Below are 17,770 nucleotides of genomic sequence, written 5' to 3' on the forward strand. Positions count from 1 at the left end.
CCCGTGAACCCCGAGGGGAACACGAGCGGGCCTTCTGCATGGGTCAGCTGGCGATCCAGTCGCCGTTGGCGTCTGCCTGGTAGCCGTCAACCTCACCATCCAAGATCCCGATCTCACCGGACTTCATCACGGTGAAGGTGAACGACGCAGCGTCGTCGACACCGGAAGTCTCGTCCTCATCCGTGCGCGGGAACTCGAGCGTGAACTCGGCGGCGTCCTCATCGCTGGTCGAGGAGGCGCAGGGCTGGACGATGGTGATCTGCGAAGCGTCATCGGAGGCGTAGACACCGGTCTCAGGGCTGCTCGGATCGAGTGCGTCGAGGCCCAGGGCGCCGTCGGGGTACCTCGCGGTGCCACTGGTGTCGGGGTCGCCCGGCAGGCCGAGCGCCTTGAGCGTCGTGCCCCGCTGCGTACCGCCGTCGAAGTTGGCACGTACAGCGTCCTCGTCCAGCGTGCCCTCGGGGGTCACGGGGACGATCTGGCTCATCAGCTCCACGGACTCCTGCACGCCCTTCTCGGCGACCATGTCGTCCCAGCTGGCGTACCCGATCAGTTCCAGGCCGTACTGGAGCTCCCCGTCGAAGCTCTCCTGCGCGGCGGCGACATGCTCGTCCTCGGTCTCCCCTGCCGTCCCCGCGGCCACCTTGCTGCCCTCGACGTAGCTCACGTCCAGGTCCACAGCGCACCTGTCCGCCGACTCGAGCTCGTGCGGGGTCATGGTCATGCCGGACACCCAGAGCTCATCGAAGTCGGCTCCAGCGACCTCCTGGAGCGCATCGGGGATCCGGACATCGAGTGCACCGCCGGCGGATGTGTACGTGGGCTGGGTGAACTCGTAGACGGCCTCCTGGGCCGCGTCGGGACCATCGCCGCCCGTCTCTCCCGCTGCGTCGCCGGAACCACCGCAAGCGGACAGGACGAGCGGGGCGGACAGGACGAGTGCTGCTAGGGCTGTTGCTCGGCGTGCGGTGGTGCTCGGGGTCATGCTGGCTCCTGGTGGGTGGTCGGGGTGCGCGACTTCGGTGGGCGTCGGTCACCGGCACGAGTGAAGGTGTGAAGCGCGTCGATGCCTGGTTCACGAGTAGATACCAAACATAACAGGCCTTACAGAAAGGGTGTCCATACGCGGGCATGATCGGAACGATTGAACGGTGACCTGGACAAATGAAGATGCGACACGGTTGGGGGACACGCTCCGCGCTCTCCGCAAACAGAGGGGCCTCACTCAGGAGGGCCTGGCATACCCCGCGGGCCTGACGAAGAACTCTCTTCAGCTGCTCGAGGCCGGGCGCGGCTCAGGCCGCAAGGACTCCACAAGCCCGTCGAACCCGCGCATGGCGACGCTGACAAGCCTGGCCGGGGCGTTGGGTATGAGCGTGTCGCAGTTGCTCTCCAAGGCGGACCTCTAGGCCCCTCGCTTGAGGATCCTGAGGTCGTACCGATGCGTGGCCACTCGGTGGCCACTCAGGGTCCCTCCCGAGGTCTCCGTCTGGCCTCACATGGGCCCGGGCCACACGAGGCCCGCTGCGAGACCATCGAAAAGCCTCTCCGTGGCCCGACGAGGCCCGCTGCTTCGATCAGGTCATTCGAGGCCCACAGGGAGACCCGCAGGTAGTCGCTCGCTGGCCACCGACTGGCCAGGATGAAGGCGGGCCCTTTCGAGCCCATCTAGAGCCCAGCTTGCGACCACGGAGTGACCGCCAGGAGACCTGCCGGAGGCCTCTCAGGGGCCACAGCCCGCCGCCCTCGGGAAACTTCTGGTGGTCCTGTCGGTCATGCTCGCCGGACAAGGGGCTCTCCATGCCGGCCCTACGGGCCGGACACATGCACAGAGCCAAGGGCGTGCGGGCCGGCACACCCGGCCTACTGCCGCTCGATCGCGTAGACCACACGGGCCATGAAGCGGACGAAGCCGGCCGGCGCCATGGAACCAGGACCTCCGCCCTCGATGTCGACCGGCAGCACCGCCAGCAGGCGGTAGCCGGGCACGGCCTGCATCCGATCGTTGAAGCGATGCGTCATGGCTCGGCGCTCAGCCTCGGTGCCCGCGATGATTGTCTCGAGGTGGTAGAAGCCGGGGTCGACGGTGGCTCCGCCTCCGCCGTGTGACCCACGGATATCGCTCTCGCGCACCTGGAGGAGGTCGCCGTCGTAGTCGTACCGGAGACGGGTCAGGACTGCCATGGTGATCACTTCTTCCGTAGGTGGTGTCGCGGTGGGCCGGCTATTTGCCTGCCGGCACTCGGTGATGGCCGTACAGGTGGAGCGCCTCGGTGTCGGTGAGCCCGAGGGCGGTGCCCACCTCCAGCCAGGAGAAGCCCGTGGCGCGTGCTTCGAGGACCAGGGCCCGCCGGACGGCGCCGACCTGGATCTCCGCCAGGCGGAGCATGCCGAGCATGTCGAGCTGGTCGCCCCTGGTGCGCTCGAGGGCATGGACGAGCCCGGAGAACGTCTCCAGCTCGCGGGATCGGTTGAGTTCAGCGGTGTCGATGGCGGCGTTCATCGGTTGGCTCTCCTGGTTCAGAGGTCTCGGAAGACGAAGACGCCGCCGTCGTCGCAATGCTCGACGGTGTAGTCGAACAACAGGTCGCGCGCCCACTGGTCGTAGTCGATGTACCGGCGCACCTCATCAGAGACACCATCGAGCAGGCCACCCTCTTCGAGGAGGTGGTCCGCGTACTCACGCCAGGAGCACCACTCGCCTTCGTAGCGCTCCTCGAAGTCCGGCAGGCTCGGCAGATCGCCCGTTCCCTCTGCGACGTAGGAGCCCGACTTCACCCAGGCGAACAGCGCCTCCTGTTGGTGCTCGGGCACGGAGGTGAGCGCGCGTCCCCACTCGGCGGCCATCAGCAGGTCCATCTCCCCTGACACTGGGATGTTCTCGTGGTCCATCACCCAGAGCTCCTCGCACTGGGAGTGGTCCCGGGCTGAGCGGGTGTGCACCTTGGCCACGGTGACCTCATCGGCATCGATGGCGTCGTACCACTCGCCGACGAGCGCGCCATCGTTGTAGCAATGCAGGCAACAGATCCAGACGCGCGGCGTGGTCGTGTCGATGGCAGTCATGGCAGGAACCTCCTCGTGCGAAGGTCCTTCCTCCGCAGAGAAGATCCCGGCGTCGCGTTGCGGCGCTCGAGGCACAACTACCAAGAGGTATCAGTGCCCGCAGGTAACATGAGAATCACAGACAAACTAAGGCGCGTTGCCCGCGTGGAGGAGACCGACCAGATGGCCAAACGTGCCGCGAAGCCGAAACCGACGAAGACCCTCGAACAGACGTTGTGGGAGACCGCCGACAAGTTGCGCGGCAACCAGGAGCCCAGCGAGTACAAGCACGTGGTCCTGGGCCTGGTGTTCCTCAAATACGTCTCGGACCGGTTCGAGGAGCGTCGCGAGCAGCTCAAGGACGAGCTCGCAGCTGACGGAATCAAGCCCGAGCGGATTGACTCCTTCCTGGAGGAACGCGACGAGTACACGAGCAAGAACGTGTTTTGGGTTCCCGAGCTGGCGCGATGGAACTACGTCCAGTCCGTCGCCAAGCTGCCCGTGGTCGGCGAAGACATCGACCAGGCGATGGACCTCATCGAACGAGAGAATCCTTCACTCCGCGGCGTCCTTCCGCGTAACTACGGGCGAGCCGGCCTGGACAAGCGACGCCTCGGCGAGCTGGTCGACCTGATCGGATCGATCGGGTTCACCGAGACCGACGACCACGGTTCGGACGACGTGCTCGGGCGTGTGTACGAGTACTTCCTGGGCCAGTTCGCGGGCAAGGAGACGGGCAAGGATGCCGGGGCCTTCTACACGCCGCGCTCCGTCGTCCGGACGCTGGTGGAGATGCTGGAGCCGTACAAGGGCCGCGTCTACGATCCGGCAGCGGGTTCGGGCGGCATGTTCGTGCAGTCGGCCGAGTTCGTGAAGGCCCATGGCGGCAAGCGCACTGACATCTCGGTGTATGGCCAGGAGTTCACCGACACGACGTGGAAGCTTGCGAAAATGAACCTCGCTCTGCGCGGCATCGAGGCTGACATGGGCTCACACTCGGCCGACTCGTTCACAGAGGACCTCCACCAGGACCTCCGCGCGGACTACGTGATCGCGAACCCGCCGTTCAACGTCTCCGACTGGTGGGACGCGAAGCTCTCCGACGACCCGCGGTGGAAGTACGGCACGCCGCCCCCGGGCAACGCGAACTTCGCCTGGGTCCAGCACTTCATCCATCACCTCGCACCGGGCGGAACGGCAGGCTTCGTGCTCGCCAACGGGTCCCTGTCCTCGAAGAGCAGCGGTGAAGGTGAGATCCGCCGCAAGCTCGTCGAGGCGGGCCTGGTGGACTGCATCGTCGCGATGCCTGACAAGCTGTTCTTCAACACCGGCATCCCGGTCGCGCTCTGGTTCGTCTCGAAGGGACGTGGGGGCAACGGGCATCGAGAGCGGCGTGATGAGGTGCTGTTCATCGACGCGCGCAAGCTCGGCCGGATGGAATCACGCAAGCTCCGCGTGCTCGACACCGCTGACGTTGAGAAGATCGCAGGCACCTACCATGCCTGGCGCAACCACGACGGCGACTACGAGGACGCAGCTGGGTTCGCCAAAGCTGCGAAGATCGAAGAGATCGAGAAACACGACTTCGTCCTGACACCAGGCCGGTACGTGGGTGCTGCGGAGGCGGAGGTCGATGACGAGCCGATCGATGAGAAGATCGAACGCCTCACGACCGAACTGTTTGCGGAGTTTGAACGAGGACGCGAGCTTGAGGACGAGGTTCGCGCCAGGCTAGAAAGGCTTGGGCGATGAGCAGCTGGCCAACGGTGTCGCTTGCCGAAATCTCACGCAAACCGCAGTACGGTGCAATCGCCAAGGGTCGAACGCTTCCACCGGGACCACTTTTTGTACGTCAAACGGATATCGCAGGCGGAAGGATCGACTGGGAGACGGTGCCGTTCTGTGATCTTGACGCGGATTCGGCGGCCCGATATGAGCTCAGGCGCGGAGACCTCCTCATCTCACGTCTTGGCAATGGTGTCGGAAATGCCGCGACTGTGACGGATGATCGCGATGATGCAGTTTTCGCAGGATATTTAGTCCGTTTTCAGCCGAACCAAGAGGAAGCCGACGCGCGGTTTGTTGGTTATCAGTTGCAGTCCAGGCGGTGGCGCGATCATGTAACGAGCTTCCGTTCAGGGGCAGCACAGCCGACTTTGAATGCCCAGCAGATGGGCGTTTTCAAGTTTTTGCTCCCGCCCCTCCCCGAGCAGCGCGCGATTGCAGCGACGCTCGGCGCACTCGACGACAAGATCGAGTCGAACCGACGACAGCGTCAGTTGCTTCGGGAGCTCGGGCTAGCCGAGTATCAGGCGTCGATAGGCGACGGCAGCAGGTCTCTGCAGCTTTCGGCCGCGACAGTATCTATTGCTCGCGGAGTGGCACCAAAATACGCAGATGAAGATCTCGACGCGGCGCTGGTGATCAATCAGAAGTGCATACGGGATGGATGGGTTTCAATCGCCCCCGCCCGGCGCATGCACGACCGCACGGTGAAACCAGAGAAGCGTGCGAGCGCTGGCGACATCCTCGTCAATTCGACGGGCACAGGTACTCTGGGGCGCATTGCGCGCTGGCATGCGGGTGAAATTTTCGTCGATGGTCATGTTTCTGTCGTGAAGGCCGATCGTTCCGTCATCAGCCCGACTGTGCTCACATATTCGCTTCTCGGGCGCGAAGCCGACATCGAAGGGCTCGCAACCGGGAGCACCGGTCAGACCGAGCTAAGCGCGGCCCGTCTAGGCGAGCTGAGAGTGATCCTGCCCCCGGCAGAGCAGGGTTCAAGGCTTGAAAGTACTCTCCTTGCGATCGAGGACCGATGCGATCAGCTCGCAGCCGAGAACATGCACCTCGAATCAATTCGCGACGCTCTCCTTCCTGGGCTGCTATCCGGCCGCATTCGCGTCCCCGTCGAAGGTGTTGAGGCATGAGTGACTTCAACGAGAACGTCGTTGAGCAGGCTTCACTGGAGTATTTCGCCGAGCTCGGCTACCGCCGAGTGCATGGCCCGGACATCGCACCCGGCGAGCCGGGCTCGGAGCGTTCGTCGTACGAGGACGTCATACTCTGGGGCAGGCTGCGCGCTGCGCTGAGACGGATCAACCCTGGAACCGATACCACGTTGATCGACGAAGCAGTCAAAACCGTTCAGCGGGCGGACTCGCAGAGTGCCATCGATGAGAACGCTCGCCTGCACCAGCTCATCACTGAAGGTGTGCCTGTCGAGCACCGTGGCGATGACGGCCAGCTCCGCACAACAAGTCTCGGGCTGGTGGACTTCGAGGAGCCTTCAAACAACGACTGGGTCGCGGTCAACCAGTTCTCGATCGTGGAGAACGGCAAGAACCGTCGTCCCGATGTTCTGGTGATGGTCAACGGCCTCCCCCTCGCGTTGCTGGAGCTGAAGAACCCAGCTGCCGAGCACGCTACGTTGAAGTCTGCGTGGAACCAGGTGCAGACTTACCGGCACGACATCCCCTCGGTGTTCGTACCCAACGCAGTCACGGTGATCTCAGACGGCACCTCGGCTGCGATGGGTAGCTACTCCGGCGCGTTTGAGCACTACGCGCCGTGGAAGACGATCGAGGGCCGCGAAGTCGTCAGCAGCCTCCCCGCGCTTGAAGTGCTGATCAAGGGAGTCTTCGAGCCGAAGCGCTTCCTTGATCTGTTGAAGAACTTCACCGTCTTCAGCGACGAGACCGTCACCGACAAGGCAACGGGTCAGCCCACCCGGGCACTCGTGAAGCGCTTGGCCAAGTATCACCAGTACTGGGCCGTCAACGCGGCCGTCGAGTCCACCGTGCAGGCTTCCCGTCCCGATGGGGACCGTCGCGGTGGCGTGGTGTGGCACACGCAAGGGTCGGGCAAGAGCTTCGAGATGGTGTTCTACGCCGCGAAGATCATGCGTGATCAGCGCATGGCAAACCCGACCCTGGTGTTCATCACCGACCGCAACGACCTCGACGACCAACTCTTCGGTGAAACCTTCGCGCCGGCCCGCATCCTCCCAGAGACGCCCGTGCAGGCGACGACCCGCACCGACCTGCGGGCCAAGCTCAAGCGCGCCTCGGGCGGCATCGTCTTCACCACGCTGCAGAAGTTCGCACCGGGCGAAGACGGCGACAGCAACCCTGTCCTTACGGACCGGCGCAACGTTGTGGTGATCGCCGACGAGGCACACCGCAGCCAGTACGGGTTCAGCGAGACCCTCGACAGACATGGTCGCCTGAAGTCGGGCTTGGCGAAGCACATGCGTGATGCGCTGCCGGGAGCGACCTACCTCGGGTTCACCGGCACTCCGATCGAGTCGAACGACAAGTCGACCCGGTCAGTGTTCGGCGACTACGTGGACATCTACGACCTCACGAGGGCCGTTGAGGACGGCGCGACGGTCCGGATCTTCTACGAGTCCCGCCTGGCCAAGATTGACCTTTCACAGACCGACCTCGCTGCTCTGGACGACCTCGCCGATGAGATCACCGAGACCGTTGAAGAAGACACAGCCACGGCGGCGAAGTCGCGCTGGTCGCGCTTGGAGGCGATCGTCGGCGCGGAGTCTAGGTTGGACCTGGTGGCCCGCGACATTGTGGAGCACTGGGAGAAGCGGCGAGAGTCGCTGTTCGGCAAAGGCATGATCGTGACCATGAGCCGCCGCATCGCGGTGCGGCTCTACGAGAAGATCGTGGCCCTGCGACCGGATTGGCACTCAGATGATCCTGCCGAAGGCAAGATCAAGGTCGTTATGACGGGCTCGGCATCTGATCCTGCGGACTTCCAGCCTCACATCCACTCGAAGGACGTGCGCAAGGACCTCAAGCTGAGGGCCAAGAACGCTGATGACCCGCTGGAGCTCGTCATCGTCCGCGACATGTGGCTGACCGGCTTCGATGCGCCCTCGATGCACACGATGTACGTCGACAAGACCATGCAGGGCGCGGGGCTCATGCAAGCCATCGCACGTGTGAACAGGACATTCCGTGACAAGCCAGGTGGGCTGATCGTGGACTACATCGGGGTGTTCGCCAACCTCCAGACGGCTCTGGCTGAGTACTCGCCGTCGGACCGTGACCAGGCTGGCGTGCCCATCGATGAGATGGTGCAGGTCATGCTGGAGAAGCATGACATCGTGCGAGTGCTGCTGCACGGCGTCGACTACGATTCCTCGCCTGAGCTGACGGCGGCACAGCGGTTGAATGAGTACGCCAAGGTCCTCGACTTCGTCATGGCCGACCCAGATCGCACCACAAGGTTCAACGACCAGGTGCTCGCGTTAGCCAAGGCGTTCGCGCTGGCGGGCGCTCGGGACGAAGCAGCGGCGATCAGGAACGACGTGCGGCTGTTCACCGATGTGCGGGCGGCGATCCTGAAGATCCAGAATCCGGACTCGGGGAAGGGCGGGTCGGGTGCTGTTGAGATAGACACAGCTCTTGGGCAGTTGCTGAACGAAGCAGTGGCTGCCGATCAAGTGGTCGATGTGTATCAGCTCGCCGGGGTCGAGACGCCTGAGATCTCGATCCTCAGCGATGAGTTCCTGGACTCCCTGGCCGAGAAGGAGAAGCCCAACCTACAGATGGGCCTGCTGCGTCGACTGCTGAACGATCAGATCCGCACGGTGCAGCGCAAGAACATCGTGCAGGGACGCAAGTTCTCAGAGATGCTCGACGAGGCCGTCAATCGGTACACCAACCGTTCTTTGACCACCGCTGAGATCATCGCGGAGCTGGTAAAGCTCGCCAAGGAGATGCGTGACGCGCAGAAGCGCCACGACGAACTGGGCCTGCGTGAGGACGAAGTCGCGTTCTACGACGCGGTGGTCCAGAGCGACTCCGCTGTGTTGGAGCTCGGGGATGAGACGCTCAAGGCCATCGCTCGAGATCTAGTGAAGTCAGTACGGCAGTCCGCAACGATCGATTGGAACCTCAAGGACTCCGTCCTTGCGACGATGCGGTCCAAGGTTCGCCGCATCCTCGCTCGGTACGACTACCCGCCCGACGCGGAGGCGAAGGCCATCGAGCTCGTCCTGGAACAGGCGGAGTTATTTGCGGACACAAGCGCAGGATAGTACCTAGGGGAAAGCCATGAGTCAGAAGACTCCCGATTTAAAAAAGACCACCGAGTTTGGGCGAGGCGTCTACAACCAGATCTGGCAGGCTCCATTTGGGTCGCTTCCCAAGTCCGAACTGGAGATCCTCCTATTCACTGAACTTGTCCGCTCAGGCATCGTCGACTTAGACACAGTCAGCAACTTCGATCTTGCGCGCGAACTGCGCTGTTCTCCTACGAGAGCTAGCAACTTAGTCTTCAGCTACAGGCTGCGGGAAGCTGGCGAGGCCGAAGAGTATGAAGTAAAACAGAAGCTGGCGGAAGTCACAAAGATTGTGACAGACCTCAAGAACTCCCGATCCGGTTCGGTCACTCTCAACGTCGAGGATCGCTTCTGGCAGAACGAGCTCATCAACCGCATGAAGAAGTCGGGCGTCTACACTGACTCCGCGTTCAATCGTGAACGCGTCGTAGTTGACGAGAAGTCATTCTTCAACGCTTGCCCAGACCTCTTCGGCGATCAGGGTAGGCGCCTGAAGACTGAAGCAAACAAGGCGGCCCGAAAGAAGCAGGAGGTGCTGGCATCCTTGCTGAAGAAGGCCGCGGGAGGGTCGGCCACTAAAGCAGGAGCTTCAGCCGTGGCGGCAATCGGCGCCAACCCCAGCGTGGCCGACCTAGCACAGAGCATCGCATCCATGCTCTGATATGGGCCGAAGCACGCGAACTCGGCACGCCAACGAGCTGAACGGCCCGACCAGCACCTCGCCCACGACCTCAATGATGCCTGCCTTCTGGAGCGACGCCGCGAAGCCTGCGTGCTCGCTCCAGTTCTTGACGAAGACCTCCCCAGGGCCAGGCACGAGCCCGTACACCCGGAGATCTGTCGAGAGAACCTCCACCTCGCCGGTCGTCTCGTCGATATGAGCCAGGGCTGCCAGGTCGGACTCGTATTCGATCGGTCCGGTCATCGTGAACTGCGGGTAGCGCACGATCGCGCTCTCGATGATCGTCTTCCAGGCCATGTCAGTACCTCCGGGATCGCTGTGAGCTGTCAGCTCTGCACCCGGGTCGCCTGCGGCGAACGGCGGCCTGCTACTACCTCAGGTCCTCGAATGGGTCGATAACGGCGTGCACACCATGGGTGGGGCAGGAGAACGCGATACGCATCCCTGCATCGGTGGGCATGGGCTCAGGCTCGCAATCGCTACCGCACTCGGAGCAAGTCCGGTACGCCTCGTCTTCGTGTCCGAATGGGTCGTCCATAGTCGTGATCCTCTCGCACCTCGCACCTTCTACCGAAATCACTGACCCCGGCCCCGACCCGGCCCCGCCCGGACGAGCTCTGCGACGTCGCAGACGAGGATAGATCGTGGGCCCGCGACGAACCTCCCTATGCACACCCACCCCTGTTTAGACTGGTCTCTCCAGAGACGGCCACCAGGTGCGCGATGCCGGCACGGCGCATGATCTCCTCGGTCTCCTCCCCCAGGCCGCTGGTGTCGCCGCTGGTCATGCCGCGCACCAGGGCGGCCTCGTCGGCCGGGAGGTGGGCGGTGGTGGCGCGGGCCTCCGCGCGCAGGGTGTGGCGGGCGCTGCGCAGGGACCCGGCGGCGCCGGCCGGGGGAACCGGGCGCACCTCGGTGGTGCGCAGGATGATGAGGGAGCCGCTGATGCTCACGGCGCCCCGCAGGTGCACGGTGTCGGCGTCGCGCACCCGGGAGAGGCCCTCGGCGGCGCCGCCGTCGGCGCGCACCAGCAGCGGCAGCGAGGCGGGCAGCTCGATGTGCTCCCGGCCGATCCGGGCGGCGCCGCGCACGGTCCGGGCCCGCATCTGCAGACCGCTGCGGGACCATTCCGGCCCGCTGCGAGGGGCGGCCGGATCCGAGGTCGCGGTCACGGTGAGCGCGACGATGAGCCCCTCGGCGGCGGCGTCCTCGAGGGCGGCGTCCGTCTGGCCGTGCCGCTGGAGCGCCGGGAACAGGAGCGCCCCGGCGAGCACCACGATCCCCAGATGCGCGAAGATGCCGTGGGCGGCGCGGCCGGGGCCGGCCAGGGTGACCGCGGTGAGCGCGAGCGCCACCAGCACCGCCCCACCGGCCACGGCTGCGGCGGTCCCGGCGGTCACCCCGAGGACGGCAAGGACCCAGATGCTGGTGGCAGCGGGCAGCAGGCGCAGGTCCGAGCGCTTCATACGGTGGCCTGGGGGCGGATCTTCTCGAGAGTGGCGGGCCCGATCCCGGAGACCTCGAGCAGTCCGTCCACGGAGGTGAAGGGCCCGTTGCTCTCGCGATGCTCGAGGATCCGCTGGGCGATGGCGGGACCCACGCCGGGCAGCTCCTCGAGCTCGGTGGCGCTCGCGGTGTTGAGGTCGATCGGCCCGCCGCCTCTCTCACCTCCCGCGGCGCCTCCGGCAGGCTCCGGTGGGGCGCTCCCCTCGCCGGCCCCGGCGGCGGCCACCGGTGGCTCCTCCCCCGGCGTCGGGACATGGATCTGCTCGCCATCGGTCAGCGGGCGGGCAAGATTCACCGCAGCGAGGTCGGCCTCGGGGGTCGGTCCGCCCGCGGCCTGCAGGGCGTCGTCCACCCGCGATCCGGCCGGCAGGCGCACCACGCCCGGGGACCCGACGGCCCCGGAGACGTGCACGATGAGCTCCGCGGTGCCCGGCTCCGCCGGGAGGTCGCCCGCGTCCACCGGGGAGGGCGCAGCCGTGCCCGCAGGCTCCGACGGCGGCGCCCCCTCGGTCGGTGACGGGTCCGGTCCCGGCCCGGGCTCCACGATGACCGCCGGCTCCCCCTCCACCGGCACCGCCGAGCCGGTGCTGGACAGGTGGATCACCCCCAGCCCGATGAGCACCAGCACGGCGATGCCCACCAGGGCCGACGGCGACGGGGCGGGCAGGGAGAAACGGCGGGCCGGCGCCTGCTCGGTGTGGTCCCGGCGCTCGATCAGGGCCTGGCCGCTGCGGCGGTGCCGCCCGCTGCGGCCTCGCGTCGGCCCCTCGGATCCTGCCTGTGCTCCCATGCTCGCGAACCTAGGCGAACAGCCGCGCAGCGCTCAGCGAGCGGGGCAGGAGTGGGGACGGCGGTCGCCTGGGGAGGAACCGTGCGAGGCGTCGCGCGGGCCCGGGCAGGCGCTCAGCCGATCCCGAAGACCACCAGCCACTGCCGCCAGAAGGCTCCCAGGATCACCACGATCACCAGCAGGTACCAGGCGAGGCTCAGCACCACCCAGTGGCGCAGCAGGTTCCCGAGCGGCCGCGGCAGGGGCAGGTCGCCGCTCTCGACGGCGTGGGCGAGGGTGGCGAAGAACATCGGCGCGGTGACCGTCCAGACCACCATGCACCAGGGGCACAGCGCCCTGATCAGGAAGATCGCGCTGATCGCCAGGAAGTGCACGTAGGCGAAGGCGAAGCTCATGCCCCCCAGGCGTGCCCAGCGGAACCAGGCGGGCAGGGCGGTGCTGCTGAGCATGAGCGCACCGACCACTCCCATGATCGCGAAGCCGCCCAGGCCGATGGCCATGTTGGGGATCCCCAGCGCGGCGGACTGCCAGGTCATCATCACGCTGCCGCAGGAGATGAAGGGGTTGACGTCGCAGGCGAGGCTGGCACCGGGGTTCGCCAGCAGGAACTCCTTGCCGACCTGCAGCTCGAGCGCCGCGATCCAGCCGATCAGGGCGCCGATCAGCAGCACCGCGCCGACCAGTCGCTCTCCCGCGCGGCTGCGTGCGGAGCGCTCAGCGGCCAGCTCGGCGTCGACCTCCGCCAGCAGCTCGGCGTCGGTGGTGCCGGTGGGGGTGTGCTCGCTCATATGAGGGCCGTGTGCTTCCGTGCGAAGGGACCGGGCGGGGGTCAGACGACGGGGTGCTCGCGGAACCAGGCCGCGAGGTGGGCGTTGCCCTCGTCCATGCTGACGCGCGGCGTCCACTGCAGGCGCTCGCGGGTGCGGCGCTGATCGAACCAGTGCGCGGTGGACATCTGCTCGGCGAGGAACTCGGTCATCGGGGGCTCGTCGTGGCCGGGGCGCCGCTCCCAGACCTTCTCGATCACGCGGCCGGCCAGGCGGGCCACGCTGCCGGGCACGCTGATCCGGGGCTGCGGGACCCCGGCGGCGTCGCACCAGCCGGCGAACACGTCGCGCACGGTGCGGGGCTCGCCGTTGGAGACCACGAAGCTCTCGCCGTGGACGTCCTGGATCCGGTCGAGGGCGGCGACGATCGCGTCGGCGGCGTTGGTGACGTAGGTGGTGTCGATCAGGGCCATGCCCTGGTCGAGCAGCGGCAGCCGTCCGCGGCGGGCGCGGTCGACGATGCGGCCCACCAGCTGGGTGTCGCCGGGGCCCCACACGATGTGCGGGCGCACCGAGGTCACCAGCAGCCCGTCCTCGCCGTCGGCCGCCATCGCCAGCAGCTCGGCGGCGGCCTTGGTGCGGGCGTAGGGGCCGCGGGCCCGTTCCGGATCCGCGGGGGTGGCGTCCAGGCCGACGATCGCGCGGCCGAGGTGGGCGGCCGACGGGGTGGAGACGTTGACCAGCGCGCCGCCGCCCCCCGCCCGCAGCGCCTCGACGACGTGGCGGGTGCCGTCGAGGTTGATCGCCCGGTACTCGCTCTCCGGTCCGGAGATGGACACCTTCGCGGCCAGGTGGATGACCGCGTCGACGCCGCGGGCGGCGCGGCGGACGTCGGCCGCCTCGGTGAGCGAGCCGTTCACGTCCTCGATGCCGTCGATCCCGGCGGGGCGGCGCTGGAAGGCGCGCACCGTGGCGCCGCGGTCCCGCAGCGTGGTGGCCACGGCCCCGCCGAGCATGCCGGAGGCGCCGGTGACCAGGATCGTCGGCGCGCTCACAGGGCCTCCGCCTTCTCGCCCCGGAGGGTCTGGGAGGACCAGCGGGACAGGGCGGCGCGGTCGATCTTCGAGTTGTGGCGGATGTCCGTGGGCAGCGCCCGGGTGGTGAACACGGCCACCACCTCGGCGCCGGAGCGCTCCCGCACGGCGCGGCGCACCGCCTCCTGGAGGGAGGGCGCGGCCGGCTTCGGGGTGCCGGGACGGCCCGGGCGGTAGCCCTCCTCGGTCTCGAGGATCACCACCACCTGCTGGGTGCCGCGGGGACCGACGACGGCGGCGCCCGCGCGGCGGACCGTCCTCACGGACTCGGCGGCCTCCTCGACCTGGACCGGGGTGAACAGTCCCTCGGCGGTGGCCAGCACATGGTCGGCGCGGCCCTCGACCCAGAGCCGTCCGTCCGCATCGAGGTGGCCGACGTCGCCGCTGGCGTGCCAGCCCGGGAACCGCATCGCGGTGTGGGTGGTGCCCCAGAGCATGAGGTAGCGGTCGCGCACGTGCGGGGCGCGGATCAGGATCTCGCCGGTCACCCCGGGCTCGTGGGTGATCTCGCCGGTGGTGCGGCCCTCGTCGTCCATCACGGCGATCGCGAGCTCGACCCGCGGGACCGGGCGGCCGACGCAGACCCCGGAGCCGGGGCCGGCCTCCTCGATGCCCTCGAGGTCGATCGCGGCGACCGCGAGGCATTCGGTCATCCCGTACGGCGTGAGCGCCTTCGCGGTCGGCATCAGGGAGCGCAGCTCCCGCAGCAGGTGCGCGGGGATCGGGGCGCCGGCGGAGAAGAAGCTCGCCGCCTGGGCCATGGCGGCCCGGCCGGCCGCATCGAGCCGGTCGGCGGTGTCGAGGATGCTGCGCAGCGCGGCGGGGGCGGTGAACACCGCCGGGCGGCCGAGGGCCGCGATCGCGGCGGCCAGGGCCGGCGCGGTGAGCTCCCCGGGGCGGGTGATGTCCATGTCGGGCACCACCGTCGGCGCGCCGAGCGCGGGGCCCAGCAGCGCGAAGGGGGCGAAGCCGGCGACCAGCCCGCGCTCGGGGGCCAGCTGCAGCGTGTCGCCGACCGCGGCGAACATCGCGCCGAGCTGGCGGTGCGTGTACACGGCGCCCTTGGCGGGACCGGTGGAGCCGGAGGTGAACAGCACCGCGGCGTCGCTGTCGGGGTCCGGGAAGGCGACGTCGAGGGGGGCGCCGAGCTCGCGCATCAGCGAGCCGGAGCGGGCCAGCTCCGCGATGGAGGTCTCCACGCCGAGCGCCACTCGATCCACCGTGGGCAGCTGCTCGACGCTGAGCCGGCGACCGGGCCAGCCCAGGGCGCGAGCGCCCACCAGGGCCCGGTTGATGCCGATCAGCCAGTCCGGGTGGGAGCCGATCACCGCGCGGGTCAGTCCCGGCAGGCCCAGCCCGGCATCGGCGATCACCGCGACCGCCCCGATCCGGAAGCAGGCGTACAGCACGCCGGTGAGGTCGGCGCCCGGGGTGATCAGCACGCTGACCCGGTCCCCGGGGCGCACGCCGTGGCCGAGCAGGCCGGCGGCGATGTCGTCGACGCGACGGTTCAGCAGCGACCAGGAGATCTCCCGCGTCTCGCCGTCCGCGGCGCCGAGCTCGACGACGGCGGCGCGGCGGGCGTGCTGCGGGTCCGCGGCGAGCCGCGCGATGGGGGCGCCGATCGGCTGGGCGGGGGCGGGCTCGGCGGCGGCGGAGACCGGGGTCCAGCGGGGGGCCGCGGTGCGGGGCTCCGCGGCGGTGCCGAAGGTCTCGCGCAGCCAGTCGGCCACCAGGCCCGCGACGTCGGCGTCCTCCCACACCAGGTGGGAGGCCTTCTCGAAGCGGTGCACCTGGGCGTGGGGCACCCGCTGGAGCAGGTCCCGCAGGAAGCGGTCGGAGAAGGTGACGTCCCGCGGTCCCCAGGCGAACAGGGTGGGCACGTCCAGGTGCGTGACGCCCTCGGCGACCCGCTCGAGGGTGGTGCGGGAGGGGTGGTCGGCGCCGGCGGGGATGTCGGCGACGAACTGGTCGATGCCGAGGCGGCGGGCGCGGCTGCGGTACGGCGCGAGGTAGGCGTCCTGCACCTCCTGCGGCAGGGCGGGCTTGGACAGCGCCAGCGTGGTGCGCAGGAACGCGTCGGTGAGCGAGGTCGAGGCGGTGCGGAACCCCGGGGTGGTGGCCAGCTGCAGGGCCCTGGGCAGCGTCTGCGCCAGGTCCTGGTGCAGGCCGGTGTTGGTCAGGATCATGCCGGCCAGGTCGTGGCGGTTGTCCAGCGCCCAGCCGGTGGAGATCAGACCGCCCCAGTCGTGGCCGACGGTGACCACGGGGCCGCGCAGGGAGAGCGCGTCGGTCAGCAGGGACAGGTCGGTGATGCGGTCCTGGTAGCGCCGGGTGACGCCGGTGCGCTCGGACCAGCCCATCTCCAGCTGGTCCACGGCGATCAGGCGCCAGGGGATGTCGCCCCGCACCAGGGAGCGGAACAGGAAGGAATAGGTGGGGTTGCCGTGGACGGCCAGCAGGGTGCCGCGCGGGGTGATGCCGCGCTCGGCCAGCAGCGGGCCGGAGTCCAGCAGGTGCCAGCGGCGGGGCTGCCCGGTGTGGTCACGCACCACCAGGGTGCGGTGCAGGCGCGGGTCCACGCCCGGCTGGGGCGGGATCTCGGGGATCTCCTGGGAGTCGGCGCGGCGGCGCCCGGTGCCGTTCGAGGGGTTCACCACTGGACCTCCATCATCGCGGTGTTCAGCCCGGAGCCGACGCCCATCAGCAGCACCCGTTCGCCTCGCTGCACGTCGTCCTGGATGTGGGCGAGGGTCATCGGCACCGCTTCGGCGGCGATGTTGCCCCAGTCCGGGAAGGTGACCGGGATGCGCTCCATGCCCACCCCGGTGATCTTCGAGAAGTTGCGGGTGTAGACCATCGAGACCTGGTGCGGGATCACGTGCTCGATGTTCTTGAAGTCGTGGCCCGCCTCGTTCGCGCCCTTCCAGGTGTCCAGGATCAGCTGGATGCCGTTCTCGAGCAGTCCGTTGGAGTCGGTGCGCATGTCGTGCATGTCGGCCACGCAGAGCTCGTGGTGCTCGGTGCCGGCGCGGGCCTGGGTGACGGTGAGCCGGTGCCCCTCGGGGTGCTCGTCGCTGGGGCCGATGACCGCGGCCGCGGCGCCCGAGCCGAGGGTCAGGGAGGCGAACTGGTTGTTGAAGTCCGCGCGGGTGGAGGTCTTCGAGTTCAGCCGCTCGATGGTGCCGCGCTGGACCTGCTCGACGTCCTCGGCCCCGACGATCAGGGCGTACTTGATCTGGCCGGCGTCGATCATCCCGGCGGCCATGGTCATGGCGTTGACGAAGCCCAGGCAGGCGTTGGTGATGTCGAAGTTCATGCAGCTGGGCGGCATGCCCAGGGAGTGATGGATGCTGGTGGAGACCGCCGGCTCGAGGTGCTGGCGGGAGACGGAGGCGTTGATCAGCAGCCCCACCTGGTCGCGCATGATGCCGGCCTTGGCCATCGCGCGCTCGGCGGCCAGCACCACGCCCTGCTTCCAGCCGTTCTGGGTGTCGCGCCACCAGCGGCGCTCGTAGACCCCGGCGACCCGCTGCAGGACGCCCTTGGGCAGTCGCAGCCGCTTGCGGGCAGGGGCGAGCATCTCGTCGATCTCGTCGGAGGTCACGGTCACCTGCGGCAGGGTCATCTCGACCGACAGCAGGCTCGCGTTCCTGTGGACGAATCCTGTGTTTCCGTTGCCCATCTGCGTGCGCTACCTCAACTCGTCTGCGGTCCGTCGTCTCTGGAGGCGAGTGAGCCGTCCGGCGCCTCGTCTGCCCGGCGCCCGAGCGCCCGGTGCACAGCCGCGACGGGTCGGGC

At 67.9% G+C, this 17,770-nt stretch carries 16 protein-coding genes; 5 read left to right on the forward strand and 11 right to left on the reverse strand.

Going from position 1 to position 17,770, the window contains the following annotated elements:
• Nucleotides 1-43: 43 nt before the first annotated feature.
• Nucleotides 44-985 carry a hypothetical protein gene (locus ACOJUI_RS09520; RefSeq protein ID WP_422114730.1) on the reverse strand — a complete coding sequence of 314 codons (942 nt, stop codon included), beginning with the start codon at nucleotides 983-985 and terminating at the stop codon, nucleotides 44-46.
• Between the two features lie 166 nt (nucleotides 986-1,151).
• On the opposite strand from ACOJUI_RS09520, the gene ACOJUI_RS09525 reads away from it, so the two are divergent.
• The gene (locus ACOJUI_RS09525) at nucleotides 1,152-1,409 is read left to right on the forward strand and encodes a helix-turn-helix domain-containing protein (RefSeq protein WP_422114731.1); all 258 of its coding nucleotides are present in this window, start codon (nucleotides 1,152-1,154) and stop codon (nucleotides 1,407-1,409) included.
• A gap of 454 nt (nucleotides 1,410-1,863) precedes the next feature.
• Here the strand turns inward: ACOJUI_RS09525 and ACOJUI_RS09530 are convergent, their stop codons facing one another.
• From ACOJUI_RS09530 to ACOJUI_RS09540, 3 genes are read right to left on the reverse strand one after another with little or no spacing between them, the layout of a single operon-like run.
• A complete protein-coding gene (locus tag ACOJUI_RS09530) occupies nucleotides 1,864-2,184 on the reverse strand; it encodes a hypothetical protein (protein ID WP_422114732.1) in 321 nt (106 codons plus the stop codon).
• A gap of 40 nt (nucleotides 2,185-2,224) precedes the next feature.
• Nucleotides 2,225-2,503 carry a hypothetical protein gene (locus ACOJUI_RS09535; protein ID WP_422114733.1) on the reverse strand — a complete coding sequence of 93 codons (279 nt, stop codon included), beginning with the start codon at nucleotides 2,501-2,503 and terminating at the stop codon, nucleotides 2,225-2,227.
• Nucleotides 2,504-2,520: 17 nt separating this feature from the next.
• Entirely contained in the window at nucleotides 2,521-3,066 is a 546-nt protein-coding gene (locus ACOJUI_RS09540; protein ID WP_422114734.1) for an antirestriction protein ArdA, read from the reverse strand.
• 162 nt (nucleotides 3,067-3,228) lie between these two features.
• On the opposite strand from ACOJUI_RS09540, the gene ACOJUI_RS09545 reads away from it, so the two are divergent.
• From ACOJUI_RS09545 to ACOJUI_RS09560, 4 genes are read left to right on the forward strand one after another with little or no spacing between them, the layout of a single operon-like run.
• Nucleotides 3,229-4,797, forward strand: a complete 1,569-nt coding sequence (locus ACOJUI_RS09545; protein WP_422117648.1) for a type I restriction-modification system subunit M — start codon at nucleotides 3,229-3,231, stop codon at nucleotides 4,795-4,797.
• Nucleotides 4,794-5,975, forward strand: coding sequence for a restriction endonuclease subunit S (locus ACOJUI_RS09550; RefSeq protein WP_422114735.1), 1,182 nt, complete (start codon nucleotides 4,794-4,796; stop codon nucleotides 5,973-5,975). Before ACOJUI_RS09545 ends, ACOJUI_RS09550 begins: the two co-directional genes overlap by 4 nt.
• The gene (locus ACOJUI_RS09555; protein ID WP_422114736.1) at nucleotides 5,972-9,106 is read left to right on the forward strand and encodes a type I restriction endonuclease subunit R; all 3,135 of its coding nucleotides are present in this window, start codon (nucleotides 5,972-5,974) and stop codon (nucleotides 9,104-9,106) included. The genes ACOJUI_RS09550 and ACOJUI_RS09555 overlap by 4 nt, the downstream gene beginning before the upstream one ends.
• Nucleotides 9,107-9,122: 16 nt before the next feature.
• Complete coding sequence (locus ACOJUI_RS09560; protein WP_422114737.1) at nucleotides 9,123-9,791, forward strand: hypothetical protein; 669 nt, start codon at nucleotides 9,123-9,125, stop codon at nucleotides 9,789-9,791.
• Here ACOJUI_RS09560 and ACOJUI_RS09565 read toward each other — a convergent pair.
• From ACOJUI_RS09565 to ACOJUI_RS09595, 7 genes are all read right to left on the reverse strand, one after another.
• Nucleotides 9,762-10,109 carry a hypothetical protein gene (locus ACOJUI_RS09565; RefSeq protein WP_422114738.1) on the reverse strand — a complete coding sequence of 116 codons (348 nt, stop codon included), beginning with the start codon at nucleotides 10,107-10,109 and terminating at the stop codon, nucleotides 9,762-9,764. The genes ACOJUI_RS09560 and ACOJUI_RS09565 overlap by 30 nt on opposite strands.
• A 368-nt stretch (nucleotides 10,110-10,477) precedes the next feature.
• Nucleotides 10,478-11,278, reverse strand: coding sequence for a ComEC/Rec2 family competence protein (locus tag ACOJUI_RS09570; RefSeq protein WP_422114739.1), 801 nt, complete (start codon nucleotides 11,276-11,278; stop codon nucleotides 10,478-10,480).
• Nucleotides 11,275-12,108: a helix-hairpin-helix domain-containing protein gene (locus ACOJUI_RS09575; protein ID WP_422114740.1), complete on the reverse strand. Its 834-nt coding sequence runs from the start codon at nucleotides 12,106-12,108 to the stop codon at nucleotides 11,275-11,277. The genes ACOJUI_RS09570 and ACOJUI_RS09575 overlap by 4 nt, the downstream gene beginning before the upstream one ends.
• A 113-nt stretch (nucleotides 12,109-12,221) precedes the next feature.
• Nucleotides 12,222-12,896, reverse strand: a complete 675-nt coding sequence (locus ACOJUI_RS09580; RefSeq protein ID WP_422114741.1) for a vitamin K epoxide reductase family protein — start codon at nucleotides 12,894-12,896, stop codon at nucleotides 12,222-12,224.
• 41 nt (nucleotides 12,897-12,937) lie between these two features.
• Nucleotides 12,938-13,930, reverse strand: a complete 993-nt coding sequence (locus ACOJUI_RS09585; protein WP_422114742.1) for an NAD-dependent epimerase/dehydratase family protein — start codon at nucleotides 13,928-13,930, stop codon at nucleotides 12,938-12,940.
• The gene (locus tag ACOJUI_RS09590; RefSeq protein ID WP_422114743.1) at nucleotides 13,927-16,626 is read right to left on the reverse strand and encodes an alpha/beta fold hydrolase; all 2,700 of its coding nucleotides are present in this window, start codon (nucleotides 16,624-16,626) and stop codon (nucleotides 13,927-13,929) included. Before ACOJUI_RS09590 ends, ACOJUI_RS09585 begins: the two co-directional genes overlap by 4 nt.
• Nucleotides 16,623-17,654, reverse strand: a complete 1,032-nt coding sequence (locus tag ACOJUI_RS09595; protein ID WP_422114744.1) for a 3-oxoacyl-ACP synthase III — start codon at nucleotides 17,652-17,654, stop codon at nucleotides 16,623-16,625. Before ACOJUI_RS09595 ends, ACOJUI_RS09590 begins: the two co-directional genes overlap by 4 nt.
• Nucleotides 17,655-17,770 lie beyond the last annotated feature (116 nt).

The organism is Brachybacterium sp. UNK5269, from assembly GCF_049266655.1.
Taxonomy (GTDB): domain Bacteria; phylum Actinomycetota; class Actinomycetes; order Actinomycetales; family Dermabacteraceae; genus Brachybacterium.